Raw genomic sequence first — 25,299 nt, 5'->3', positions numbered from 1 at the left:
TGTCCAGGAGATCCTGGACGGCCGTTCGTGCGTCCGGGGTCGTCAGCGCTCGGCGAGGGTGTAGCCCTCGTGGCGCAGGTGGTCGAGGAGCGCGGCGCAGTGCTCCGGTCCCTTCGTCTCGACCTGCATCGTCACCTCGACCTCGTCGATCGCGAGGTCGATACCTGTCCGTACGTGGTCGACGTGCATGATGTTGCCGCCGTGACGGGCCAGGTCCTGCAGCAACCCGGCCAGGGCCCCGGGCCGGTCGACGAGCCGCACGCGCACCTGGAGGTAGCGGCCGGCGGCCGCGAGGCCGTGGCGTACGACGCGCAGGAGCACGAGCGGGTCGATGTTGCCGCCGGAGAGCACCGCGACCACGGGCCCCTCGTACTCCTCGGGGTGTGCCATGAGCGCGGCCACGCCGGCCACGCCTGCAGGCTCGACGACGAGCTTGGCCCGCTCGGCCACGAAGAGCAGCGCCCGGGAGAGGTCCTCCTCGGACACCGTCCGGATCTCGGTCCCGAGCCGGCGGATGATCTCGAACGGCACCACTCCTGGGGTGCTCACGGCGATCCCGTCAGCCATCGTCGACATCGGCGCGAACTTCGTGGGGACACCCGCGGCGAGCGACACCTGATATCCCGAGGCGCGCGCAGCCTGCACACCGACCACGCGCACGTGCGGCGCGAGCTCGGCCATCGCCGCGACGATCCCGGCAGCCAGTCCCCCGCCACCGACCGGCACCACGACCGTGCGCACGTCCGGGACCTGCTCGAGGATCTCGAGCGCGACGGTCGCCTGGCCCGCGACGATGTCCTCGTGGTCGAACGGGTGGATGAGGACGGCACCCGTGCGCTCGGACTCCTCGCGCGCCGCGACGAGCACGTCGTCGACGCTCGTCCCGACGAGCCGCACCTCCGCGCCGTAGTCACGGGTGGCCGCGACCTTCGGGAGGGCGGCGTCGGTCGGCATGTAGACGATCGCCCGGATGCCCAGCAGCCGGGCAGCCAGAGCGACGCCCTGCGCGTGGTTCCCGGCACTCGCCGCGACCACCCCCCGAGCCTTCTCCTCGTCGCTCAGGCGAGCCATCCGGACGTAGGCGCCGCGGATCTTGAAGGAACCCGAGCGCTGGAGGTTCTCGCACTTGAGGTACGCAGGCGCGCCGACGATCGCGCTGAGAGCGTTGCTGGACTCGACGGGGGTCACGGTCGAGATGCCGTCGAGGAGGGCGGCGGCGGCCCGGATCTCGGCGATCCCCACCCGCAGGTCACTCATCGGTGCTCGACTCCTTCGTGCTGCTCGGGCCGCTCGGTGTCGTCGGGTCCTTGACGCTGCGCGACCGCAGCGCCATGAGGCGCTCGAGCGCGGCGCGGCCGGCTTCGGCGGTCGACGCGAGGCGCGGGGAGACGGCGCTCTCGTCGTCGCGCACGGGCGGGGCCCATCCCGAGTCGAGGCCGACGTGGCGCTCGGCGCTGGTGATCATGATGGCCCGGCGACCGCTCGGTCTCATGGTGATGTGGTCGTCGAAGCCGAGCTCAGGGAACTTGTCGTGCCCGTGGAAGTACAGGACGACCGTGTTGAGCACCGCGACGATCGGCACGGCGAACAGGGCGCCGACGATGCCGGCGACGAGCGTCCCGGTGGTCACGGCGAGAAGGACGGCCACGGGGTGCAGCGAGACTGCGTGCCCCATGAGCCAGGGCTGCAGCACGTTGCCCTCGATCTGCTGCACGAGGAGGACCACACCGGTCATGATGAGCGCGGCGACCCACCCGTTGGCGACGAGGGCGACGAGGATCGCCATCGACCCGGTGATGATGGCGCCGACGAACGGGATGAACGAGCCGATGAAGACCAGGACCCCGAGGGGCACGGCGAGCGGCACACCGATGATCGCCGCACCGATGCCGATGCCGACAGCGTCGATGAACGCGACGAGGATCTGCGTCCGCGCGTAGGACGAGAGGGTGACGAGCCCGCGACGCCCGGCCTGGTGCACCCGCTCGCGTGTGTGACGGGGCAGCAGGCCGACGATCCACGTCCAGATGCGACGGCCGTCGATGAGGAAGAACAACGTGCAGAAGAGGGCGATGATCGTCCCGGCGAGGACCTGGCCGACTGTCGTGGTGACGGACAGCGCACCGGAGACGAGGCTCGACGAGTTGCTCTGCGCCGCTCCGAGGAGCTCCTGCCAGTACGCGTCGATGGTCGCGCTGTCGATCGCGAGCGGCCCCTCGGAGAGCCAGCCGAGAAGCTGCTCGAAGCCTTCGACGGCCTGCGCGCTGAGGTCGCTGACGCCGCTGGCGATCTCACGTCCGGCGATGACGGCCAGTCCGGTCACACCACCGATGAGCGCGACGACGGCCGTCGCGGCGGCGAGGGGCACGGAGAAGTGCAGCCGGGTGCGCAGGAACCGGGTGAGCGGCTGGAGCAGCACGGTGAGCAGGAGCGCGACCGCCACGGGGATGATGATGACCTTGAGGTAGGAGATCACCGTGAGGATCACGACGATCCCCGCGACCACCGCGATGAGGCGCCAGGACCACGAGGCAGCGACCTGGACGCTCGTCGGCACCCCGACGTGGTCGACGGCCGCGGGTCGCGAGAGTGCGTGCGCCGAGGCACTGAGCTTCTCGCTGCTGACGCGGACGCTGTGCCCTGTGCTCTCGGACGGTGAGCCCTCCGTGGCCGGCGTCTCGCCGGGCACGCTCGGGTCCTGACGCTGGTCCGCGCCCATGTGTGGTTCCTCTCGATCCAGGTCGGCCGCAACGCGTCCGCCGCGGTCCGTCCCCAAGGCTACGGTGCACGCGGACCGGGAACACCCCAGGTCCGCGACGTGTTGACCCCTCGGGTGGCACGACCGCCCACGCGCCTGCGGGCGCGCGCACACATCAGGAGGCACCATGTTCGGCTCGTTGTTCGGCTCGTCCCTCAAGACGTCGATGGTCACGCCGGAGCGGGCGCTCTCCGGCCGGCCCGAACCCACCTACGCGGTGCCCGAGACGCACGTGGTGCTCGGCACGCCTCTCGCCGGCCTGTGGCCCACCGGGACACAGGTGATCTACCTCGGTCTCGGGTGCTTCTGGGGTGCGGAGAAGGAGTTCTGGCAGCTCCCGGGGGTCGTCACGACAGCGGTGGGCTACCAGGGCGGGTACACCCCGAACCCCTCGTACGAGGAGGTGTGCACCGCGATGACCGGTCACACCGAGATCGTCATGGTCGCGTACGACCCGGCTGTGGTGAGCAACACAGAGCTGCTGCGGACCTTCTGGGAGTCGCACGACCCCACGCAGGGCTTCCGCCAGGGCAACGACGTCGGGACGCAGTACCGGTCAGCCGTCTACTGGACCACGCCGGAGCAGCGCGACGCCGCGGAGAAGACTCTCGCCGCGTTCCAGACGAAGCTCGCGGAGCGCGGATACGGTGCGATCACGACGGACGTCCGCTCCGCCGAGGACGCCGGCCGGTTCTACTACGCGGAGGGCTACCACCAGCAGTACCTCGAGAAGAACCCGAGCGGCTACTGCCCGGTGCACTCCACGGGCGTGGCGTGCCCCGTCCCGTCCTGACGGTGAATCTCTAGACGCTGCCGTCGTCGAGGGCCACGACGGCCTTCACGACGGCTTCGTCGTACCTGGTCCTGTCGAACGTGAACGGACCGAAGCCCTCGTAGCTCCAGTCGTCCCGGAACGGTTGGCGGAACTCCGACCAGGTCACCGAATCGTCCGTGACGGTCACCCGCGCCTCGAGGGGCCAGCACCCGGCCTCGCCGCAGTCGCAACCGAGGAGCCAGAGGCGCCCAGGCCGGGGCCACTGGCACGCTTCCTCCCCGCGGAAGTACTCGGCGAGGTCACCGAAGCGGAAGTGCTCGGGCACGAGCCCGCTGTAGTCTCCGGCAGGCTCGTAGCCACGTGCTCGCTCGTACGTGGCGACGCGATCGACGAGGTCGATGCCCCCGACGACAACCTCGACCGACGTCGGCCAGTGCGGGTCGCTCGTGACCCGAAGCTCGATCTCGTGGCTCTGGCCGGCCATCGACGTCAGCGCTTGCCGCGCTTGCCGACGCTCGGTTTACCACCGCGCTTGGCGCCGAGCCGGGCGGCGGTCTTCCGCTCGAACGCGGCCTTTCGGTCGGCCGCGAGGCGTGCGGCGCTCGCCTTGGCCTGAGCCTTCGAGGGCGGCACCGAGGCACCCTTGGCGCCCTTGGCGGAGGCTCGGGCCTCCGGCGTCGAAGGCGCGGCGTCGGGTGTGGACCGGCCGCGGGAGCTGTTGGCGGTGCGTCCGCGGACGATCCCCACCATCTCCTCGACGAGGTCGGTGGAGCGCTCCTCGAGCCAGGCGAGGCCCACGCGGGACCCAGGCCCGTCCGTCACGGGACGGTAGGTGACGTCCTTGCGGTGGTGGAGCCGGGCCACGGACTGCGGCACGACGACCACGCCGACCCCCGCAGCCACGAGCTCGACGGCGTCGCCCGTGGTGGCCGGGCGGTCGTTCGCGGGCTGCCCGGGCAGCTCCGGCCACACGAGGCTGTCGTCGAGCGGGCGCAGGAGCACCTCGTCCTCGAGGTCGGCGGCGACGATCTCGCCGAACGCGGCGATCGCGTGCTCCTTGCCGACCACGACGACAGGCACCTCGGTGTAGAGCGGGATGACGTTCACGTCGTCACCCGTCACGGGCATCCGGAGCAGACCTGCGTCGGCCCGGTCCTCGCGCAGCGCCGCTCCGCCGTCGAGCGCGTCGACCGGGACGAGCACGAGGTCGACGTCTGGGAGTCGTTCGCGCCACACGCCGACCCACTTCGCCGGTGTCACACCCGGGGCGTAGGCGAGGCGGAAGGAGCGACGGTCGGAGGACGGGGCGTCGTCGGGGTCAGCTGGCACACAGTCAGGCTACCCGGGCGATGGCCGATATCCTTGAGCCATGACCTCGTCCAAGACGCCCCAGACCATGAAGCCCGCCACCGCGGCGAAGAAGCTGGGCGTGTACCTGCCTGCTGCGCCCGCGGAGTTCCAGGAGGGCGTGATCACCCGTGACCAGCTCAACGCACTCCAGACGGACCCGCCCGAGTGGCTCACCGAGCTGCGCCGCAACGGCCCACACCCACGACCGACGGTAGCGGCTCGCCTCGGCATCTCGATCGCCGGCCTCGCACGCGGTGGCGTGACCGAGCCGCTCACCACCGACGAGATCAACGAGCTGCGCGACGAGGAGCCGGACTGGCTCGTGCGCGAGCGAGCGATCCAGCTCGAGGTCCGTGCCGAGGAGGACCGCATCGCAGCCCGGGACGCCAAGATCGCGAAGAAGGCCGAGAGCTCCGAGCGCGACTGACCCGTCGGCCAGCCGCCCTGAAGCGGTCCTGCTGAGCCCTCGTCTGCTCAGGTCTCGTCGGCGTCGACCACGGCTCCGCGTGCGTCCATCCGCCACGACGGGTTGTGCGCGATCTCCCAGCGGTGGCCGTCCGGGTCCGCGAAGTAGCCGCTGAAGCCGCCCCACTCCCGGCGCTGGCCCGGCGCCACGAGCGTCGCACCCGCGGCGACCGCCTCCGCGAGGACGGCGAGCACGGCCTCAGGACCGGCGACGTTGTGCGCGAGAGTCATCGGTGCCGTGGCGGTCGCACCGACGATACCGATCTCCGCGCGCATGTGCTCCAGGTCCCAGAAGGACAGGACAAGGCCCGGCGCGAGGTCGAGCATGAGGACCTCGCCCGGCACGACGAGACGGGCCGGCCAGCCCAGACCGTCGACGTAGAAGCGCCGGGTGCGCTCGACGTCTGAGACACCGAGGGTGACGACCGTGAGCCTCGGCTCCATCAGAGACCCTCGACGTGCGCGACCGGGTCCGCCGCGCCCGGGTCCGCCGTGGGTGCCGTCGCGGCTGCGCCTGCGGCGTCGGCGTGGCCGAGCGACCGTCCCGGTGCCACCCGGTCGCGCACCAGCCGCTTGAGTACCGTGATCTCGGGGAAGCCTCCGTCGACCTTCCGGTTCCAGATCGTCTCCCCGTCGACGGCGATGCGGAACATGCCGCCCTTCGCCGGGACGAGGGCGACCTCCCCGAGGTCGTCGGGGAACGTCGTCAGCAGCTCTTGCGCCATCCACGCCGCGCGCATGAGCCAGCGGCACTGCGTGCAGTAGGTGATCGCGACCCGGGCCGTACCGCGAGCCTGCTCGTCCTGCGCCACCGTCAGGCCAGCGCCTGCTCGAGGTCTTCGAGGAGGTCGGCGATGTCCTCGATGCCGACGGAGACCCGCACGAGGTCGTCCGGAACCTCCAGCGCCGACCCTGCGACGGATGCGTGCGTCATCTTCGCCGGGTGCTCGATGAGCGACTCGACGCCGCCGAGCGACTCCGCGAGGAGGAACACCCGGGTGCGGTCGACGACGGCGAGAGCGGTATCGAGTGACCCCGTGCGGAAGGAGACCATGCCGCCGAACGCGGACATCTGACGCGCCGCGAGCGCGTGCTGCGGGTGCGAGGCCAGGCCCGGGTAGAGGACCGACGTGATCGTCGGGTGGCCCTCGAGGAACGCGGCCACGGCCGCGGCGTTCGCGCTGTGCCGCTCCATCCGCAGGCTGAGCGTCTTCAAGCCGCGCAGCGTGAGCCATGCGTCGAACGGCCCGGCCACGGCACCGGCGGCGTTCTGGTAGAAGCCGACGGCATCGGCGAGGGACTGCGAGCCGGTGGGGCCGGTCGCGCTGCCCGGGAGCACGGCGCCGGGCGCCGTGACGACCGCTCCCCCGACGACGTCGGAGTGCCCGCCGATGTACTTCGTCGTCGAGTGCACCACGGCGTCGGCACCGAGCGTGAGCGGCTGCTGGAGGGCGGGCGTCGCGAAGGTGTTGTCGACGACGAGGATCGCCCCCGCGGAGTGGGCGACGTCCGCGAGCACCGCGATGTCGCTCACGCCGAGGAGCGGGTTCGAGGGTGTCTCCACCCAGACCGCCGCTGTGCGGCCCGGCTGGATCGCCGCGGCGACCGCTGCTGGGTCGGACGTGTTCACCGGCGTGTGCTCCACGCCCCACGCCCCGAGGACGCGGTGGACGAGCCGGTAGGTGCCGCCGTACGCGTCGTCGGGCATGACGACGTGCCCGCCCGGGCGCAGGACCGCTCGCAGGAGGACGTCCTCTGCCGCCAGCCCCGACGCGAACGCGAACGCCCGGTCGCCCGACTCGACCGACGCGAGCGCCTCCTGGAGCGCGTCCCGGGTGGGGTTGCCCGAGCGGGAGTACTCGTACCCGCCCCGCAGCCCGCCGACCCCGTCCTGCTTGTACGTGGACACCTGGTAGATGGGCGTCACGACCGCACCGGTCGTGGCGTCCGGGTCCTGGCCCGCGTGGATCGCCCGGGTGGCCAGGCCCGCCGTGGACCAGTCGTGGGCCGCGGTGCCGGCAGCGTCGCTCGTGGGGTGCTCGGGAGGGTTCGTCACCCACCCAGGCTAACGCCTCAGTGCGCGAGGAACCCGAGGAGGTCGTGCCGCGTGAGGACGCCCACGGGCTTGCCGTCGTCGATGACCATGAGCGCGTCGTCGTCCTGCAGCGCGGCACGGACCGCCTCGACGGGCTCGCCGGCCCCGATGAGCGGGAGCCGCGTGGCCATGTGCTTCTCGACAGTGTCCGTGAGCGCAGCACCACCGGCGAACACCGCGTCGAGCAGCGCCCGCTCGCTCACCGAGCCGGCGACCTCGCCGATGACCACCGGCGGCTCCGCCAGGACGACGGGCATCTGGGAGACGCCGAACTCCCGGAGGATCTCGATCGCGTCGCGCACGGTCTCCACGGGATGGGTGTGGACGAGCGAGGGCAGGTTCCCCGTCTTGCCGCGGAGGATGTCGCCCGCCGTGATCCCTTCCTCGGCACCGATGAAGCCGTAGGAGCGCATCCAGGCGTCGGAGAAGATCTTCGACATGTAGCCGCGGCCGCCGTCGGGCAGCAGGACGACGATGACCGCCTCGGCGGCGGCCGCCGGGTCCTCCTCCTCGAGCCGGCGCGCCAGACGCAGCGCCGACACGACCGCCATGCCGCACGAGCCGCCGACGAGCAGCCCTTCCTCGCGGGCCAGCCGACGGGTCATCTCGAACGAGTCGGCGTCGGAGACGGCGATGATCTCGTGCGCGACCGTCGGGTCGTACGCCGCCGGCCAGAAGTCCTCGCCGACTCCCTCGACGAGGTACGGGCGCCCTGTCCCTCCCGAGTAGACGGACCCCTCCGGGTCGGAACCGACGATGTAGACCTCGCCGCCCGGTCGCTCCGCCGAGACGTCCCGCAGGTAGCGTCCCGTCCCGCTGATCGTGCCTCCGGTCCCGACGCCGGTGACGAAGTGCGTGACACGGCCGTCGGTGTCCGCCCAGATCTCCGGGCCGGTCGTCTCGTAGTGGCTCGCCGGACCGTTGAGGTTCGCGTACTGGTTGGGCTTCCAGGCTCCCGGGATCTCGGCGACGAGCCGGTCAGACACGGAGTAGTAGGAGCTCGGGTGCTCCGGTGCCACGGCGGTCGGGGTGACGACGACCTCGGCCCCGTAGGCCTTGAGCACGTCGCGCTTGTCGAGCGAGACCTTGTCCGGGCAGACGAACACGCACCGGTAGCCCTTGCGCTGCGCGACGAGCGCAAGACCCACACCCGTGTTCCCGGACGTGGGCTCGACGATCGTGCCGCCCGGACGCAGCTCACCGCTCGCCTCGGCCGCCTCGATCATCTTCAGCGCGATGCGGTCCTTGACCGAGCCGCCCGGGTTCACGTACTCGACCTTCGCGAGGATCGTCGCCGAGAGCCCCGCGGTCACCGCGCTCAGGCGGACGAGCGGGGTGTTGCCGACCAGCTCGCTGATGTGTTCCGCGTATCTCATGCCCTCACCGTATCGACCTGTCAGAGTCGGGGCACGACCATGGGGCCGTCGTCGGTCACCGTCACCTCGAGGCGCACGGCCCGGGCGCCGGAGTCGGGGACGAAGTACACGACGTGCTGGTCCCCTGCGCGCGCCGGAGGGATCTCCACGGGCGTGTAGCGCGGCGACGCGACGAGCTGCGCCTTGAGCGCCTCGCGCAGGTCCTCGGACGTGTGGATGGTGCCCTCCATCGAGTCGACGTCGCGGCTGGAGCCGTGCGTCACGGCACGCAGGTAGTCGTGGACCGCGCCGCTCGGCGACCCCTTGCCCTCACCGCTGTCGAGCGCAGGACGGCCTGCGTCGTCGTACAAGGGGTAGACCTCGTCGAGACGCACCTCGTCGGGACCGGTGGCAGAGGACCAGGAGATCGCGTACTCGGCTGACACGACGGTCGCGGGGGCGTCGTCGAACGCGTAGGTCGTGGTCATCACCACGCGGGCGACCGGGTCCTCGGAGACCGTCCCGACGACCCTCGCCTCCTCGGCCACGACGTCCACCGCGGTGGGTCGCTCCGCACCGCCCCACTCGTCGTCGAGGTACGCGGCATGAGCACTGACATAGGCGCGGGACTGGCTGCCGAGCGCGACGTGCTCGGTGATCTCGGCCGCAGCCTGCTCGGCCGGCACGTACGGGCCGAGGATCTGCGCGGGGGTCGACGGGTCCGAGACGGCGTAGCGCAGCTCGAGGTCTTCGAGAACGCGCTCGAGGCGCTGTGCCTGCTCGTCCGCGTCCTCCTGCGGAGCGCTCCCGGGGTCGAGGGGCGTGAGCGGGTCCGGCCCGGCGCACCCGGTGAGCAGGACCACGAGCGCGACGATGCCGACGATGCCCGCCAGCGGTGTCCGCGCTCGGGAGGCGCCTGGCGCGCGGGCGGAGTCGGTCGGTGTTCTCACGGTCCAAGACTCGCTGATCAGAGGGCTCGCAGGCATCACCCCTGAGGCTGACTTCGGCGCCCCGTCGCTCCGCCGCAGGGAGGAGCACCTGTCAACCTTTCTCGGGTGGGGCGCACGCGCGGGAGGCCGCCCTCCCGTCAGGGAGAGCGGCCTCACCGCGAGACGTGCTGGTGCGTCAGGAGGCGCCGACGATGTCGACGACGAAGACGAGCGTGGCACCGCCGGCGATCCCCGCCTGCGGGACGCCACGCTGGCCGTAGGCCAGCTCCGGCGGGATCGACAGGAGCACGCGTGAGCCGATGTTCTGCCCGACGAGCCCCTGGTCCCAGCCGCCGATGACGGCGCCGACCCCGATGGGGAAGTCGATCGTCGCACCGCGGTCGTAGGAGTTGTCGAACACTCCGCCGTCCCACGCCTGACCGAGGTAGTTCACGACGATGGTGCTGCCGGAGGCCACCTCGGCTCCGTCACCCTGCGACAGGACCTTGACGACGAGGCCCTCGGGCGCACCGCCGCTCGGGAACGTCAGCTGCGGCTTCTCGCCGAATGCGCCTGTCGCCTGGGGAAGGTCGATCGTCATAGGGATACCTCTCGTAGAAGGGTGTGGGCACCCGCTGGAGCGGGTGCCCACCATCAGATCATGCGGCCGGTCGGCTCGCTCAGTCGCTCTGGAAGATCGCGAGGATCCGGAGGAACTCGATGTACAGCCAGATGAGCGTGACGACGAGGCCGAACGCCGCGGTCCACGCGAACTTGGCGGGGACACCGTTGCGGACGCCGCGCTGGATGCTGTCGAAGTCGACGATGAGCGACGCAGACGCGAGGCCGACGGCGACGAGACCGATGATGATGCCGATCGGACCGTTGCGCAGTCCCCAGTCCTCGGCGCCGCCGAAGAGGATGACGACGAGGTTGACGAGCGAGAAGGCCATGTAGCCGACCATCGCGAACAGGAGCCACCGCGTGAACCGCGGCGTCACACGGACGCGGCCCGAGCGGAAGAGGAACAGGCACGCGGTGAAGGTCGCGAACGTCGCGACGACAGCCTGGAGGACGATGCCGTCCCACATCGCCTCGAAGTACGCGCTCAGGCCACCGAGGAACACACCCTGGGCGACCGCGTACGCGACGATGAGGGCCGGGCTCGGCTCCCGCTTGAATGCGTTGACGAGACCGAGGACGAGGCCGACGATCGCGCCGACGAAGAACAGCTCGGGGACCGTGAACCACGTGACGGCACCGACCGCGATGATGATCGCGAGCAGGCCGACGGTCTTGATGATGACGTCGTCGTAGGTCAGCCGACCCGTCTGTGCGGTCGTCGCAGAGGGGGCGTCGTACATGGACCCGAGCGTCGCGGCGTCGGGTGCAGCGCCGTACCCCATGGACTGACCGAACTGCGCGTTCTGCCCGCTCGCGGGGGTGCCGAGCTGGGACGGGTTCGCGTTCTGGCTGAACGCGGGGTTCTTCGAGAAAACTGGGCTTCCCACACATGCCTCCTGGTCGCGGTTCCGGTCCGACGCTCACGCGCCAGCCGAGGGGGTCTCGCTGGCCGGATCTTCAAACCCCTCAACTGTATCGAACGATCAACGCCCCGGCCTAGTTCCAGCACCCGGTGCGACCCGTCGCGATCCCGTGGCCTGCGACTGCGCCACCATGGCCCGCCGCTCGGCGACGTGGTCTACTGCTCACATGTCTGATGCCACCGACGTCATCATCGTGGGCGCGGGCCTCGCCGGGCTCGTCGCCGCGGCCGAGGCAGCCGACGCCGGGCGCTCCGTCGTCGTCCTCGACCAGGAGCCCGCCCAGTCCTTGGGCGGGCAGGCCTACTGGTCCTTCGGCGGTCTGTTCCTCGTCGACTCCCCCGAGCAGCGCCGCATGGGAGTCAAGGACTCGATCGAGCTCGCCAGCCAGGACTGGGCGGGCTCCGCAGGCTTCGACCGGCTCGAGGACGCCTGGCCGCGCCGCTGGGCCGACGCCTACCTGGACTTCGCCGCCGGCGAGAAGCGGCCCTGGCTGCACGCGATGGGGGTGCGGTTCTTCCCGGTCGTCGGGTGGGCCGAGCGCGGCGGGTACACGGCGCAGGGGCACGGGAACTCCGTCCCGCGCTTCCACATCACCTGGGGCACCGGTCCTGGCGTCCTCACACCGTTCGTGCGCCGGGTGCGGGAGCACGTCGACGCGGGCCGGATCGTGCTGCGGTTCCGGCACCGGGTCGACGCGCTCCTCACAGGTTCCGGGACCGTCACGGGAGTCACCGGGACCGTGCTCGAGCCGAGCGACGTCCGCCGCGGGGCACCGAGCTCCCGGGCACCGCTCCGGGACTTCACCCTCCGGGCAGCGGCGGTCCTCGTCACGAGCGGCGGGATCGGCGGCGACCACGACCTCGTCCGTGCGGCCTGGCCGGCCCGGCTCGGGACGCCACCAGCACACATGATCACCGGGGTGCCCGCCCACGTCGACGGACGCATGCTCGAGATCTCCCGCGCGGCCGGCGGCCGCATCATCAACGGCGACCGCATGTGGCACTACGTCGAGGGCATCACCAACTGGGACCCCGTGTGGCCCGGTCACGGCATCCGGATCCTCCCTGGGCCGTCGTCCCTCTGGCTCGACGCCACCGGCGAGCGACTGCCCGTCCCCCTCTTTCCCGGCTTCGACACCCTCGGGACGCTCGCGCACCTGCGCACGACCGGTCACGACTACAGCTGGTTCGTCCTCAACCAGGCGATCATCGAGAAGGAGTTCGCGCTCTCCGGGTCCGAGCAGAACCCCGATCTCACGGGGAAGAGTGTCCGTCAGGTGCTCGGGCGTCTCCGCAAGGGCGCGACCGCACCGGTCGAGGCGTTCAAGCGCGAGGGCGTGGACTTCGTCGTCGCCGACACCCTCGACGATCTCGCCGCCGGGATGAACCGCGTGACCGGTGACGGTCTCGTCTCCCCCGAGGCGCTCAGGGCCGTGGTCGAGGCACGCGACCGCGAGACCCTCAACGCCTTCACGAAAGACCTCCAGATCACCGCAGTCCGCGGCGCTCGCGCCTACCGCGGCGACCGGCTCGTCCGTGTCGCACCACCGGCACCGATCCTCGACCCCGCCGACGGTCCGCTCATCGCGGTCCGGCTGCACGTCATCACGCGCAAGACGCTCGGCGGCCTCGAGACCGACCTCGACGGCCGCGTGCTCGGCGACGACGGCCAGGCCGTGCCCGGCCTCTACGCCGCCGGTGAGGTCGCAGGGTTCGGAGGTGGCGGCATGCACGGGTACCGGTCCCTCGAAGGGACGTTCCTCGGCGGCTGCCTCTTCTCAGGCCGTCAGGCCGGACGCGCACTGGGCCGAGCGGCGACGTAGAGCAGCGGCAGGACATCACCCGGTGGCTGCCGCTCCCGGCCCGACCGGGCAGGACGCGCGCAAATACAGTGGAGCGATGACGAGCCCTCAGGTCGAGACGACGACCCGCCCCCCGTCCCTCGGGGTCACGGGGCGGGTGACCCAGATCCTGGGAAGCTCGCCCCGCAGCTTCGTCATCGCGCTGCAGGCACCCTTCGCCCTGACGTTCTTCGGCATCTCCGTCGCGGTGTCGGCCGCCGAGACCGCGCTGTTCCTGCGTCCGCTGTACCTCCTCGGCTTCGCTCTCGCCGTGGCCGCGACACTCCTGTGCGTCCTCGTCCCGTGGACGGACTCGCGGGCACCGGCCCTGGTGTTCGTCGGAGTGCTCGACCTCGCCGCCATCGGCCTCTGCCGTACCGCCACGAACGCCGAGCTCGGCGTCCTCGGGCTGCTCACCATCTTCCCGGCGATGTGGTTCGCCGGGCAGTACCTGTGGCGCGGAGTGGCGCTCGGGACGCTGGGTGCGCTCGCCGTTCTCCTCGTCCCAGAGCTCTTCGCCGACCAGGCGTTCGACCTCCGCTTCTGGATGCGCGCCCTCCTCCTGCCGTGGATCGTGCTCATGCTCGGGTGCACGGTCGCGGGCTTCACCGAGTTCGCCCAGCGGCAGGCCGCGACGCTGCGCGACGAGCAGAGCCGTCTCGCACGCTCTCTCGGCGCGAGCCGGAGCGCCTCTCTCCTGCTCGAGACCATCCTCAACACCGTCGACGTCGGTCTCTACAGCCTGGACTTCGACGGCACCCCGGTGCTCGCCAACCGCAAGTTCCGCGACCTCGCGCGCCTCATGGCGGCACCCGACGTCGATCCGTGGGACGCCACCGCAGCGTGGTGCGCACAGGAGGCCGGTGCCCTCATGTTCGAGATGGACGGAACCACCGCGCTCCCGGCAGACCAACGACCGACGTACCTCGCGTCTCACCAGGAGACGGTCACGGAACGGAAGATCTGGCTCGGTGACGACCCGCTCACGCGGCGCGCCGTGTCCGTGACGTCCCACGAGATCCTCGATCACGACGACCAGTCGCAGGGCATGATCGTCGCGGTGCACGACATCACCGAGATGGTCCGGGCGATGCGGACGAAGGACGACTTCGTGGCGACCGTCTCCCACGAGCTGCGCACCCCGCTCACGTCGATCATCGGCTACCTCGACCTCGTCGCCGACGGCGTGGAGGACGAGGAGTACGAGGTGCCCGAGGAGGTGCAGAGCCACCTGGCGGTCGTGTCCCGCAACGCCGAGCAGCTCCTCGTGCTCGTCTCGGACCTCCTCCTCACCGCGCAGGCCGAGTCAGGGACGCTCCGCTTCCGGATGAGCGACGTCCGGGTCGACCAGCTCGCGACGCGCGCGATCGACTCGTCCAGGCCGCGCGCCGAGGCCGCCGGGGTGACCCTCAAGCAGAACATCGAGGTCACGCCGCCCCAGCACGCGGACCACGCGCGCATCTCGCAGGTCATCGACAACCTCCTGTCGAACGCGATCAAGTACACCCAGCCCGGCGGCTCCGTGCGGGTGGTCGTCTCCGCGACCGCCGGCGCGACCGTCCTCACCATCTCCGACACGGGCATCGGCATGGACCCGCACGACCTCGCGTCGCTCTTCCAGAAGTTCTTCCGCGCGGAGTCGGCACGCTCCAACGCCATCCCGGGCGTGGGTCTCGGCCTGGTCATCACCAAGGCGATCGTCGACGGGCACCAGGGCACGATCGACGTGAAGAGCGTGCTCGGGGTCGGCAGCACCGTGACGGTGACGCTCCCCCGCCTCTAGGGCCGGGCGATCAGCTCTTCCACCTGGGCGCGCAGCTCGCGGGGGCGGAAGGGCTTGCTCAGGTGCAGCTCGGCGCCCGAGTCGCGGCCACGCTCGGGGTCGAGCTCGTGGCTGCGCGCCGACAGCATGAGGATCTGGACGTCGGCCGTGCCCGGGGCGAGCCGCAGGCGCCGCGCGACCTCGTACCCGTCGATGTCCGGCAGGCCGATGTCGAGGGTCACGAGGTCCGGGAGGATCTCCGCGACGAGGGCGACGCCGTCCGTGCCGTTCACCGCCGTGTGCACGACGATTCCCGCGCGCGCCAGGACGGACCGCACGAGCTCACGGATATCCGGGTCGTCCTCGATGACGACGACGGTGCGCGCCACTGGAGAGTTCATGCGACCACGCTACCTGGCTGCGGTCGCCCGGCCCGGATCTTCACCCGCCCCGGTGCGGTGGTGCCCCCACAGGGACTCGAACCCTGACTGTGCCGATTTTAAGTCGGATGCCTCTGCCGATTGGGCTATGGGGGCGATCGGCTGGTGCGACCCTACAACGACGGAAGGCGCACCCGTGGTGGGTGCGCCTCCTGTCGTCGGGCGGGTGGTGCTGTGGCCGGGGCCGGTCTGCTACTGGGCCGAGTCGTTCGCGTCGCCGGCCGGCGTCACGGCCGATGCCGCAGGGGCCGCGGCTGCTGCATCCGCCTTCGGTCGCTCGGGCGCCGGCGCAGAGGCCGCGCGGAACTCGGCACGCGGGTCGTGGATGGAGCCGAGCGAGACGACCTCGCGGCGCAGGAGCCACGTGCCGATCCAGTTCGTCGTGATGCGGATCTTGCGGCTCGCGGTCGGCATCGCGGCCACGTGGTACATGCGGTGCATGACCCACGCCGGGAACCCGCGGAGCTTGACCTTGCCGAAGAGGATCGCGACACCCTTGTGCAGGCCGAGGGAGGCCACGGTGCCGAGGTTCTTGTGGCTGTACTCCTTGACGTCCCCGCTGTGGAGCGTGGAGTAGAGGTTGTCGGCGAGCACCTTCGCCTCGCGGATGGCGTGCTGCGCGTTCGGGGGGCAGAACGCACCCGGGTTGAAGAGGTCGGGCACCGCGGCACAGTCGCCCGCGCCCCACGCGTCCGGGACGATCGTGCCGTCGGCGTCGGCCACCTGGAGCGTCGGCAGGACCATGAGGCGGCCCATCTTGTCGAGCGGCAGGTCGGAGGTGGCGAGGACCGGGTTGGCCCGGACGCCCGCCGTCCACACGATGGTGTCCGAGTCGAACTCGACGCCGGTCGAGGTGACGACGTGGCCGTCCACGCACGAGCTGAGGAACGTCGAGAGGTGGAACTCGATGCCGCGCTTCTTCATCTCGTCGAGGGCATAGTTCGCCATCTCGAGCGTGAGCTCGGGGAGGATACGGTCCGAGCCCTCGATCATGACGAAGCGGACGTCAGCCTGGTCGACCCCGGTGAGGTTCTTGATGGCCGCGCGGGCCATGTCCTCGGTCTCCGCGAGGGCCTCGATGCCGGCGAACCCACCACCGATGAACGTGAAGGTGAGCATCCGCTTGCGGAGGTCCGGGTCCCAGGTCGAGCTGGCGAGGTTGATGCGGTTGAGGATCTGGTTGCGCACGGCAACGGCTTCCTCGACATTCTTGAAGCCGATCGCCTCGTCAGCGAGCCCGGGGATCGGGAGCGTGCGGGCGACTGAGCCGAGACCGACGACGAGGTGGTCGTACGTGATCTCGTACGTGTCCCCCTCCTCCGGGGTGATCTCGATCTTGCGATCGCCGTGGTTGATGTTCGTCACCTTGCCCTGCAGGGTGTCGACGTTCTTCAGCGCGCGACGGTGCGGGGCGACGACGTCACGGTCCGAGATGGACCCCGCGGCGACCTCGGGCAGGAACGGCGCGTAGGTCATGTACGGGCGAGGGTCGACGACGACGATCGCTGCCTCACGACGACCGAGCCGCTTCCGGAGCCGACGGGCGGCGTAGAGGCCGACCGACCCGCCACCGAGCACGACGACGCGCGGGACCTTGCGCGGGCGAGGGGTGGCCGCGGCGGCGGGGGCTACGGTCTCCGTCGAGGCAGAGGAATCCGTGGTCGGGTCAGTGTGAGGCATGGATCCATCGTATTCCCGGGCCCTAAGTCCGGCGAAACGTCGGGCGCGTGATCCCCGGCACACCTACGGCACGGCGGGAACCGTCGTATCGGGGACCGGGGCGCCCTCGAGGTCGCCCGCAGGAGCGCCTGGCTGCTCCGCGGGCGCCGCAGGATCCGCCGCGGGCCCGGTCGTCGTGCCCCGTTCCTCGGTCGCCACGCCGTCCGTGCCCGAACCCGTGCCGGCGGGTTCCTCGGCGGCCGTCGACAGGGGCGCCAGCCGGTCCACGGGAGGGGCGGGAGGCGCGACGCCCGCACCCTCGGTCGGGACCCAGGCTCCCGCGTCCTGGTCCCACTCACCCTCCGAGTCGGTGAACGTAGCGAGCGGGAACGCGTTCCACACGTCGCGACCTTCGATGTCCGCGCGCGGCAGCCAGTACGCGGTCACCTCGTCCTCCGGGTCCCAGAAGCCGTCAGGGTCTGCGACGACGACCGGGCGCAGCTCGTCGTCGACGACCCGTGCGCCGTCGACAGGAAGGCCGTCAGGGCCGTAGACGAAGAGGTTCTGCACCCGGTCGCCGTCGAGGTACACGCCGTCCTCGACCGTCGCCGCCTCAACGGCGTACGTCGCGACGGTCGAGCCGTCACCACGCCCGTCCACGGCGCTCGCCGCGAACGGGAACGCCAGGATCGCGATGACGTTGAGCACGGTGACGGCACCCGCGAAGCGCTCGGGCGGCGACCAGATCCCACGCCCGTGCTGGACGCTCACGACCACGACAGCGACGAAGAGCAGGAAGGCGAGGAACCCGCGGGGACCGAGCCCGAACGGGATCCCGGCGATGCTCGCGACGACGAAGAAGAGGGCCCAGGCGCGGGCCACCCACCAGACCGGACGCAGCGAGACGAGGAAGTCGCGGACCGCAGGCCACCGCCGGTGGGACACGATGCCGTCCACGAGTGCCTCCGAGCTCGCCCGGAACGTGGCGAACGGAGACCTGCGACGTCGCAGCGAGCCTGGGGGCAGGGCCGGCGGAAGGCCGGCAGCGGATCGCAGCTCCTCGGCGTACGCCTCGGGGGAGCCGAAGCGGGCGGTGAGGTCGAGCACGGACGTGCGGCCTGCGTCCGCGGTGGTCGACAGCTTCTCCGTCGGCGCGCTCCCCGCGTCGGCCCGCTCGTCGACCGGGGGCGCCAACGGGATCTCTCCGGTGATCGGCCGGGTCGGGTCGTCCAGCGCCTCCGCGAGGTCGGCCTCGAGCCCGTCGGTGAGGTCGTCGACCTGCTCCGGGCTGAGGTCGCCGAGGTGCTTACGGACCGCTGCCGCGTACGCGGCGACGTGGTTGATGAGGACTGCGGTGGGCATCACGCTGCTCCTTCGTTCATGAGGAGGGCGGTCATCGCGCCCGCGAACTCGTTCCATTCCTTGCGCTGCACCGTGAGCATCCCGCGCCCCTGCGTGTTGATCCCGTAGTACTTGCGGTGCGGGCCCTCGTCGGAGGGCACCACGTAGCTCGTGAGCACCCCGGCCGAGTACAGCCGCCGGAGCGTGCCGTAGACGGAGGCGTCACCGACGTCCTCCAGCCCGGCCGCGCGCAACCGCCGCACGACGTCGTACCCGTACCCGTCGGCCTGCTCGAGCACGGCGAGCACCGCCGCGTCGAGCACGCCCTTGAGCAGCTGCGTCGTATCCATGGACCCTCCGTGAGCCTCGTCCTCGAGGTACCGGCGCGGCACCTCTGCGCTCGACGGGAGGACCCGCTCACGCACGTCACACGGTACTACGCGAACCGCACTACCGGCTACACCGACATACCGGGGAACGGTGAGAGAGCAGTGCCGGAGGGCACGGGTCTCTCGGGTCGTACGGGTCGGCTCAGCGGCCCGTCGGGCGAGCGCCCTGGACGAGGCTCCACGCGATGCCGTCGAGGATGTCGTGCTCGCTCGTGACCACGTCGACGAGCTCGCCCCCCGCGGCGGCCACCTCGTCGCGCACCCGGGCGACCACCTCGGACCAGACGAGCGCGCCCGCACCGATGACATCCACCCGACCCGGGTGCATGAACCCGAGCTCCGCCCGCTCCTCGCGCGTCCGCCGGAGCAGGTCCTCGCACGCGGCGAGAGTGCTCTCGACGCTGAGGACCGCTCCGTCGATGCGGGACCGGTCGTAGCGCTCGAGCCCGAGGGCGTGCGCCGTCACCGTGGTCACCGAACCGGCGAGGCCGACGAGCGTCGCAGCGCGACCGAGCGGCACGGTCCGTGCCGCGACGTCGAGCGCCGCACGCACGTCAGCGCGCGCGGCCGCGACCTCCTCCGGAGTCGGCGGGTCCGAGACGAGGTGCCGCTCCGTCATCCGCACACAGCCGATGTCCATCGAGAACGCCGCCTCCGGGACCGTCTCGCCGACGACGAGCTCCGTGGACCCGCCACCGAGGTCCACCACCGCGTACGGGGCGCCGTGCTCGGCGCCGAGGACACCCGTCGCACCGCGGAAGGACAGCGCCGCCTCCTCGTCGCCCGAGACGACCTCGGGCTCGACGCCGATCGCCGCGACGACACCGTCGACGAAGTCCTGGCGGTTCTCGGCGTCTCGGGACGCCGAGGTCGCGACGAAGCGGATGCTCTCGGCACCGAGCTCACGGCACACCGCGGCGTATCGCGCCGTGGCCTCGAGGGTGCGGGCCAACGCCTCGGGGGCGAGACGGCCGGTGCGGTCCACGCCCTGGCCGAGGCGGACGACCTCCATCTCGCGGTACACGTCGACGAGCACCCCCGCCGACGTGTCGATGTCTGCCACGAGGAGGCGGATCGAGTTGGTGCCGCAGTCGATCGCGGCCACCCTCACGGTGGCGGGCAGGAGTGCTGGTGCAGCAGGAGCTGAGGAAGCCGACGTCATGGACTCAGCCTGCCATGTCCAGGGCTCAGCAGGTGCAGCGGTCAGGGCGCCACGTCGGGCGGACGAGCGCGAGCGCCTCGTCGCCCAACGGGTTCACTCCCGGGCCCGCCGCGAGAGCATGACCGACGAGGACGTGCAAGCACTTCACCCGGATGGGCATCCCACCCGCCGAGATCCCGGCGATCTCCTCGACGTGCCCGAGCTCCTCGCGCTGGGCCAGGTAGTGCTCGTGCGCCGCCTGGTACGCGGCGGCGAGGTCCTCGTCGGCCGTGAGCCGCTCCGACATCTCCCGCATCACCCCGTTCGCCTCGAGAGTGCTCGCTGCGGCAACCGCACCAGGGCTCGTGAGGTAGAACGTCGTCGGGAACGGTGTGCCGTCGTCGAGCCGAGGGGCGGTGCGCACGACGAGCGGGCGGCCGCACACGCACCGGGCGGCGATGCCGACGACCCCGCGCGGCACGCGCCCCAGCTGTTCGGCGAGGACCTCGAGGTCACGGGCGGTGACGCCGGAGGCGGCCGGGTCGATCACAGGTTCATCCAATCAGCAGGGCGAGCAGCGAGCAGTCGACCACCATTCTCCCTGACCGCGGCGGCGCGCACGACACCCGCCTCGACCGCTCGGGCAGGGCTCAGGGCGCGTCGCCGGCGACCTGGACCGTCTCCCAGACCGTCGTGTACCAGGGTTGCTCCGCGTCGAGACCGTCGGTCACCGCACCGTCCTGCACCACCTGTCCCGTCTCGGGGTCCGTGGTCTCGACGACCGACTCCGGGTCGATGACGCGGTACGGGGTCTCGCCCGGGAACACGAAGGTCAACCGCTCGCGAGCCTGCGCGATGACGTACTTGTCGTCCGCCCACCGGTCGAGCTCGTTCGTCAGGTCGGCGTTCTGCGACCGCGTGTCGTCGACCTCCGCCCGCAGCGCCTGGAGGTCCTCCCGCTGCTTGAGGAACTGGACGGCTGTCGGCGTGACGAGCACGAAGGCCATGAGCGCCACGAGCACGAAGACCGCCGAGCGCACCGTGAAGACGCGCAACCAGCCCGTGGGCTCCGCACCGGTCCGCTTGCGCGGGCCCGGTGCTCCTGACCGGAGCACGGACGGTCGAGACGCACCCGCGCGCGGAGCGGCGGGACGAGAAGGACGCCGCGCACCGCCCCCAGACGCGGCGGGGGCTCCGCCGCTGGACGCGGCCTTGCCGCTCGACGCGGGCTTCGCGGCGCCCCCGGACTTCGCGCCGCCTCCTGCCTTCGCGGCGCTCCCGGGCTTCGGCGTCCCCCCCGGCTTCGCGGCTCCGCGACCGGACCGCGGCGTCGAGCGCGACGACCCCGCGCCGTTGGACGGGCGCGGTGCTGGAGGTCGGGACGCGGGAGGCACGCGCCGATTCTCTCCCGCCTGCGGGAGGGCACGCGACAAGACGCGCCGCCTCCACACGGCTCACACAAAGCGGCTCACACACAGCAGGCGGGTGCCCACCGGAGCTCTCCCGGTGGGCACCCGCCCGTCGCTGCTCAGTCGGTCAGGACCGGGTCACGCGTTCCAGCGCGGGAACGCGGTCGCACCGGCGTAGCGTGCCGAGTCGCCGAGGCTCTCCTCGATGCGCAGCAGCTGGTTGTACTTGTTGATGCGCTCGCCACGGGCGGGGGCACCGGTCTTGATCTGGCCACCGTTGACGGCGACGGACAGGTCGGCGATCGTCGTGTCCTCGGTCTCGCCCGAGCGGTGGGAGACCATCGCGGTGAAGCCCGCACGCTGCGCGAGCTGCACGGCGTCGAGGGTCTCCGTGAGGGTACCGATCTGGTTGAGCTTGACGAGGAGCGAGTTGGCCGAGCGCTCCTTGATGCCGCGGGCCAGACGCTCAGGGTTGGTGACGAAGAGGTCGTCACCGACGATCTGCACCTTGTCGCCGACGAGGGCGACGAGGTCGGACCAGCTGCTCCACTCGTCCTCGGACAGCGGGTCCTCGATGGAGACGAGGGGGTAGTCGGCGACGAGCTGGCTGTAGTACTCGACCATCTCGGCCGGGCTCGTGGCCTTGCCCTCGAACTGGTACGCGCCGTCCTTGAAGAACTCCGTCGCTGCGACGTCGAGCGCGAGGCCCACGTCGACGCCGGGCTTGAAGCCGGCCTTCTCGATGGCGACGAGGATGAGGTCGAGCGCGGCACGGTTGCTCGAGAGGTTCGGGGCGAAGCCGCCCTCGTCGCCGAGACCGGTGGACAGGCCCTCGCTCTTGAGGACGGACTTCAGGGAGTGGTAGACCTCGGCGCCGGTGCGCAGCGCCTCGCGGAACGTCGTCGCGCCGATCGGGGCGACCATGAACTCCTGGATGTCGACGTTGGAGTCGGCGTGCGACCCACCGTTGAGGATGTTCATCATCGGGACCGGGAGGACGTGGGCGTTCGGGCCACCGACGTAGCGGAAGAGCTCGAGACCGGCGGACTCGGCGGCCGCGTGGGCCACGGCGAGCGAGACACCGAGGATCGCGTTGGCGCCGAGCTTGCTCTTGTTGGGCGTCCCGTCGAGCTCGATGAGGGTCGCGTCGACCTCGCGCTGCTCCTCGGCCTCGAGGCCGATGAGCTCGGGAGCGATCTCCTCGTTGACGGCGTCGACAGCCTGCTGGACGCCCTTGCCGAGGTAGCGGCCCTTGTCGCCGTCACGGCGCTCGACGGCCTCGAACGCACCGGTGGATGCGCCGGACGGGACGCCTGCGCGCGCCGTCGAGCCGTCGTCGAGGACGACCTCGACCTCGACCGTGGGGTTTCCACGGGAATCGAGGATCTCGCGTGCGTACACAACTTCGATGCTGGCCACAGTTGCTCCTTCTCAGACTTGGGGGGTTACGACCCAAGCCTAGTGCGAAGCGCCGCGGGGCGGTCGGGATGTTCGACCTACGGTCGGTGGACAGCAGACGAACAGCTCCTCAGTACGCGCCCTTGTGCGCCGTGACCGCCTTGAGCGTGCGAGCCAGGATGAGGAAGTCGCTGAGGACGGTCCAGTTCTCGGTGTAGTAGACGTCCTTGCGCAGCCCCACCTTCCACTCGAGGTCGGACCGCCCGCTCACCTGCCACGGCCCCGTGATGCCGGGCTTGACACGCAGCCTGCGCGCCGCGTGACCGTCGTACTGCGCGACCTCGCAGGGAAGCTGGGGCCGCGGCCCCACGAGGCTCATGTCTCCGCGCAGGACGTTGAGGAACTGCGGGAGCTCGTCGACGCTGTAGCGGCGCATGTACCTGCCGAGGGGCGTCACGCGGGGGTCGTCGTGGATCTTGAAGAGCGGGCCGGCAGCCTCGTTGCGGTCCGCGAGGACGGCGACCTCCTTGTCGGCACCGACGCGCATCGACCGGAACTTGAGCATCATGAACGGCCGCCCGTCGAGCCCGATGCGCTCCTGCCGGTAGAACACGGGACCCGCGCTCGTCGCCTTGACGGCCACGGCCACGACGGTCAGCGGCAGGGCCAGGAGGACGAGCGCCACGAGAGCGAGCAGCCAGTCGAGGCTCGACTTCACGAGGTACTTCACCCCGGAGAAGCTCGCTGCGTCCACGTGCACGAGCGAGAGCCCCTCGGCGGGGCTCATGACGACCCGCGGTCCGGCGACGTCGACGAGCCCGGGGGCGACGATGAGCTCCGTGCCCGTGGTCTCGAGCTCCCAGCCGAGGTTCTGCACGACGCTCGCCGTGAGCGAGTCGCACCCGCCGACCGCGACGCTCTTGGCACCCGTCGCCCGGACTGCAGCCGGGACGTCGAGGACGTCGCCGAGGATGGGGACGCCTGCGACGAGCTCGCCGAGGCACCGGTCACCGTCGGGGATGCAGGCGCCGACCACCACGTACCCGGCACTCGGGTTGGCGGCGAGCTCGGTGATGAGGTCCTCGGTCCCCGTCCTCGACCCGGCGACGACGAGAGGCGACATGCACTCCCCCGCTTCGCGGTGACGACGCAGCCAGACGCGGGCGCGGTACCGGCCGGCGAGGAGGAGCGCCATGCCGACCGGCATGGCCAGCGCGACGTACCCGCGGGCGAGGTCGAAGCGCACGAGGTAGGAGATGACCGCGACCATCGCGAAGAACTTCCACGTCCCCTGGAACACCCGCCGGTACTCGGTGAGGCCGATCCCGACGATCCGCCGGTCGCGCGACTTCTCCAGCGTCAGGGCGAACAACCAGGCGGGACCGAGGACGAGCGTGATGAGGACGTAGGACGTCGTGGGGACGACCCTGTCGTCCCCGGGAAACCCGAGCGCCACGCGGGCGACGAACGCGACGGTGAGCGCCACCCCGACGAGGACCGCGTCGAGTATCGCGAGCCGCAGCCGGTGCAGGCGCGCCCACTCGACGGCCTCTGCTCCCGCAGCGACAGAACGGACGGTCCCCGACGGGCCGTCCTCGACCGCGCTCCCGGCCGCCACGGCGGAGTCGTCGGGCTCGGCGGGACGGTCGGCGTCGGCGTCGGCGGGGGTGGGTGCCAGGAGCGAGACCGGGAACATGGCCTGGGCGCCCGCGACGAGGGTAGCGGGCCGGTGCTCGGGGAGCAGGCGTCGCAGACGGTGCCGGGATGAGCTCGTCATCACCGGCACCTCGGACGAAGGACCCTGGGGCTGGACACGTGCCGATCGTAGAATCGCGACCCGTGCGCCGCGCCAGGGCTTTTCGGACAGATCACACCAGAATCACCCCGGGCCAGGAGACGGGCGCGGGGGCTAGCCCGTCACGTCACCCCCTCCTCACCCGCACTCGCCCCGAGCGGCGCACGACTGCCCACCTCAGCCGCCCTGACCTGCGCCTCCAGCTCGCGTGACGCGGCACGCAAGGCACCCTCGGCATCGACGCCGACCTCCTGGGCGTGCCGTACGAGTCCGAGCAGCGCCGCTCCGACCGCGGCGGCGTCGCCGCCGACGGCTCCCCCGACCGGGGCCGCCGGCGGGTCCGGCAGCAGGCCCGCGCGCCCGGCACGCGACAGGACCTTCTGTGCACGCGACAGAGCACCCTGCGCGAGGGGGATCCCGTCGAGGCACGACGTCCGGGACTTCTCCTGCTGCTTGATCGCGTCCCAGCGGGCCGTCAGGCCGGCGTCGTCGACGTACGACTCGTCGGCGAACACGTGCGGGTGGCGACGGACGAGCTTGGCCGTGAGGTCGCGGGCGACGTCGTCGATCCCGAACGGCTCGCCCTCGTGCTCCTGGGCGACCCTCGCGTTGAAGACGACCTGGAGCAAGAGGTCGCCGAGCTCCTCACGCATCCCGGCGCGGTCGTCGGCCTCGATCGTCTCGACGAGCTCGTAGGCCTCCTCGAGCGTGTGCTTCGCGAGCGACGCGTGGGTCTGCGCCGCGTCCCACGGGCACCCTCCCGGTGACCGGAGCCGGTCCATGACCTCGACGAGCTCGTCGAGCGGGTGGGCGTGGTCGGGGACGCTGACGGTGCGGTGCATCGACCCATC

General features: G+C 71.3%; 25 protein-coding genes and 1 tRNA gene. 4 read left to right on the top strand and 22 right to left on the bottom strand.

The features are described from left to right. Window positions 1-42 precede the first annotated feature (42 nt). Entirely contained in the window at window positions 43-1,257 is a 1,215-nt protein-coding gene (ilvA, locus tag ABKW26_RS02055; RefSeq protein ID WP_348590751.1) for a threonine ammonia-lyase, read from the bottom strand. Further along, a complete protein-coding gene (locus tag ABKW26_RS02050) occupies window positions 1,250-2,719 on the bottom strand; it encodes an AI-2E family transporter (protein ID WP_348590750.1) in 1,470 nt (489 codons plus the stop codon). The genes ilvA and ABKW26_RS02050 overlap by 8 nt, the downstream gene beginning before the upstream one ends. A gap of 166 nt (window positions 2,720-2,885) precedes the next feature. On the opposite strand from ABKW26_RS02050, the gene msrA reads away from it, so the two are divergent. Next, the gene (gene msrA, locus ABKW26_RS02045) at window positions 2,886-3,551 is read left to right on the top strand and encodes a peptide-methionine (S)-S-oxide reductase MsrA (protein WP_348590749.1); all 666 of its coding nucleotides are present in this window, start codon (window positions 2,886-2,888) and stop codon (window positions 3,549-3,551) included. Window positions 3,552-3,561: 10 nt separating this feature from the next. Here msrA and ABKW26_RS02040 read toward each other — a convergent pair whose 3' ends face one another. Beyond that, window positions 3,562-4,017, bottom strand: coding sequence for a hypothetical protein (locus ABKW26_RS02040; RefSeq protein WP_348590748.1), 456 nt, complete (start codon window positions 4,015-4,017; stop codon window positions 3,562-3,564). 5 nt (window positions 4,018-4,022) lie between these two features. Beyond that, on the bottom strand, window positions 4,023-4,862 hold the full coding sequence (locus tag ABKW26_RS02035) for a LysR substrate-binding domain-containing protein (RefSeq protein WP_348590747.1): 840 nt from the start codon (window positions 4,860-4,862) through the stop codon (window positions 4,023-4,025). A 40-nt stretch (window positions 4,863-4,902) separates the two neighbouring features. On the opposite strand from ABKW26_RS02035, the gene ABKW26_RS02030 reads away from it, so the two are divergent. Continuing rightward, window positions 4,903-5,310 carry a DUF5997 family protein gene (locus ABKW26_RS02030; protein WP_348590746.1) on the top strand — a complete coding sequence of 136 codons (408 nt, stop codon included), beginning with the start codon at window positions 4,903-4,905 and terminating at the stop codon, window positions 5,308-5,310. Window positions 5,311-5,357: 47 nt separating this feature from the next. On the opposite strand, the gene ABKW26_RS02025 is transcribed toward ABKW26_RS02030, so the two are convergent. The 7 genes from ABKW26_RS02025 to ABKW26_RS01995 form a co-directional block, all read right to left on the bottom strand. Further along, window positions 5,358-5,792, bottom strand: a complete 435-nt coding sequence (locus ABKW26_RS02025) for a VOC family protein (protein WP_348590744.1) — start codon at window positions 5,790-5,792, stop codon at window positions 5,358-5,360. Then, the gene (locus ABKW26_RS02020) at window positions 5,792-6,160 is read right to left on the bottom strand and encodes a SelT/SelW/SelH family protein (protein ID WP_348590743.1); all 369 of its coding nucleotides are present in this window, start codon (window positions 6,158-6,160) and stop codon (window positions 5,792-5,794) included. The genes ABKW26_RS02025 and ABKW26_RS02020 overlap by 1 nt, the downstream gene beginning before the upstream one ends. Before the next feature lie 2 nt (window positions 6,161-6,162). Beyond that, on the bottom strand, window positions 6,163-7,404 hold the full coding sequence (locus ABKW26_RS02015) for a cystathionine gamma-synthase (protein WP_348590742.1): 1,242 nt from the start codon (window positions 7,402-7,404) through the stop codon (window positions 6,163-6,165). Window positions 7,405-7,421: 17 nt separating this feature from the next. Next, window positions 7,422-8,819: a cystathionine beta-synthase gene (locus ABKW26_RS02010; protein WP_348590741.1), complete on the bottom strand. Its 1,398-nt coding sequence runs from the start codon at window positions 8,817-8,819 to the stop codon at window positions 7,422-7,424. 20 nt (window positions 8,820-8,839) lie between these two features. After that, window positions 8,840-9,748: a hypothetical protein gene (locus ABKW26_RS02005; protein ID WP_348590740.1), complete on the bottom strand. Its 909-nt coding sequence runs from the start codon at window positions 9,746-9,748 to the stop codon at window positions 8,840-8,842. Window positions 9,749-9,923: 175 nt separating this feature from the next. Beyond that, entirely contained in the window at window positions 9,924-10,328 is a 405-nt protein-coding gene (locus ABKW26_RS02000; protein ID WP_348590739.1) for an FKBP-type peptidyl-prolyl cis-trans isomerase, read from the bottom strand. A 79-nt stretch (window positions 10,329-10,407) separates the two neighbouring features. Further along, entirely contained in the window at window positions 10,408-11,238 is an 831-nt protein-coding gene (locus ABKW26_RS01995; protein WP_348590738.1) for a Bax inhibitor-1/YccA family protein, read from the bottom strand. Window positions 11,239-11,440: 202 nt separating this feature from the next. Here ABKW26_RS01995 and ABKW26_RS01990 point away from each other — a divergent pair, with 202 nt between their 5' ends. Continuing rightward, window positions 11,441-13,096 carry an FAD-binding dehydrogenase gene (locus ABKW26_RS01990; protein WP_348590737.1) on the top strand — a complete coding sequence of 552 codons (1,656 nt, stop codon included), beginning with the start codon at window positions 11,441-11,443 and terminating at the stop codon, window positions 13,094-13,096. A gap of 76 nt (window positions 13,097-13,172) precedes the next feature. Then, the gene (locus ABKW26_RS01985) at window positions 13,173-14,897 is read left to right on the top strand and encodes a HAMP domain-containing sensor histidine kinase (protein ID WP_348590736.1); all 1,725 of its coding nucleotides are present in this window, start codon (window positions 13,173-13,175) and stop codon (window positions 14,895-14,897) included. Here ABKW26_RS01985 and ABKW26_RS01980 read toward each other — a convergent pair. The 11 genes from ABKW26_RS01980 to ABKW26_RS01930 form a co-directional block, all read right to left on the bottom strand. Then, on the bottom strand, window positions 14,894-15,277 hold the full coding sequence (locus tag ABKW26_RS01980) for a response regulator (protein WP_348590735.1): 384 nt from the start codon (window positions 15,275-15,277) through the stop codon (window positions 14,894-14,896). The genes ABKW26_RS01985 and ABKW26_RS01980 overlap by 4 nt on opposite strands. A 58-nt stretch (window positions 15,278-15,335) precedes the next feature. Continuing rightward, a tRNA-Leu gene (locus ABKW26_RS01975) sits at window positions 15,336-15,412 on the bottom strand. A 96-nt stretch (window positions 15,413-15,508) separates the two neighbouring features. Further along, window positions 15,509-16,996 (bottom strand): FAD-dependent oxidoreductase, encoded by a 1,488-nt coding sequence (locus ABKW26_RS01970; protein ID WP_348590734.1) that lies wholly within the window; start codon window positions 16,994-16,996, stop codon window positions 15,509-15,511. A 63-nt stretch (window positions 16,997-17,059) separates the two neighbouring features. Next, complete coding sequence (locus tag ABKW26_RS01965; RefSeq protein ID WP_348590733.1) at window positions 17,060-18,337, bottom strand: hypothetical protein; 1,278 nt, start codon at window positions 18,335-18,337, stop codon at window positions 17,060-17,062. Then, window positions 18,337-18,666, bottom strand: coding sequence for a PadR family transcriptional regulator (locus ABKW26_RS01960; protein WP_348590732.1), 330 nt, complete (start codon window positions 18,664-18,666; stop codon window positions 18,337-18,339). Before ABKW26_RS01960 ends, ABKW26_RS01965 begins: the two co-directional genes overlap by 1 nt. A gap of 181 nt (window positions 18,667-18,847) precedes the next feature. Beyond that, window positions 18,848-19,867 carry a Ppx/GppA phosphatase family protein gene (locus ABKW26_RS01955; RefSeq protein WP_348590731.1) on the bottom strand — a complete coding sequence of 340 codons (1,020 nt, stop codon included), beginning with the start codon at window positions 19,865-19,867 and terminating at the stop codon, window positions 18,848-18,850. Between the two features lie 25 nt (window positions 19,868-19,892). Then, window positions 19,893-20,396: a DUF501 domain-containing protein gene (locus ABKW26_RS01950; protein WP_348590730.1), complete on the bottom strand. Its 504-nt coding sequence runs from the start codon at window positions 20,394-20,396 to the stop codon at window positions 19,893-19,895. Window positions 20,397-20,496: 100 nt separating this feature from the next. Beyond that, window positions 20,497-21,240 carry a septum formation initiator family protein gene (locus ABKW26_RS01945; protein WP_348590728.1) on the bottom strand — a complete coding sequence of 248 codons (744 nt, stop codon included), beginning with the start codon at window positions 21,238-21,240 and terminating at the stop codon, window positions 20,497-20,499. Between the two features lie 153 nt (window positions 21,241-21,393). Then, window positions 21,394-22,674: a phosphopyruvate hydratase gene (gene eno, locus ABKW26_RS01940; protein ID WP_348590727.1), complete on the bottom strand. Its 1,281-nt coding sequence runs from the start codon at window positions 22,672-22,674 to the stop codon at window positions 21,394-21,396. A gap of 109 nt (window positions 22,675-22,783) precedes the next feature. Next, a complete protein-coding gene (locus ABKW26_RS01935; protein ID WP_348590726.1) occupies window positions 22,784-24,430 on the bottom strand; it encodes a sugar transferase in 1,647 nt (548 codons plus the stop codon). Between the two features lie 140 nt (window positions 24,431-24,570). Beyond that, window positions 24,571-25,290, bottom strand: coding sequence for a MazG family protein (locus ABKW26_RS01930; RefSeq protein ID WP_348590725.1), 720 nt, complete (start codon window positions 25,288-25,290; stop codon window positions 24,571-24,573). Window positions 25,291-25,299 lie beyond the last annotated feature (9 nt).

This window comes from Sanguibacter sp. 25GB23B1, assembly GCF_040012415.1.
Classification (GTDB): domain Bacteria; phylum Actinomycetota; class Actinomycetes; order Actinomycetales; family Cellulomonadaceae; genus Sanguibacter.
Note: the sequence above shows the minus strand (reverse complement) of the source record. Positions and strands in the feature narration are given on the sequence as shown.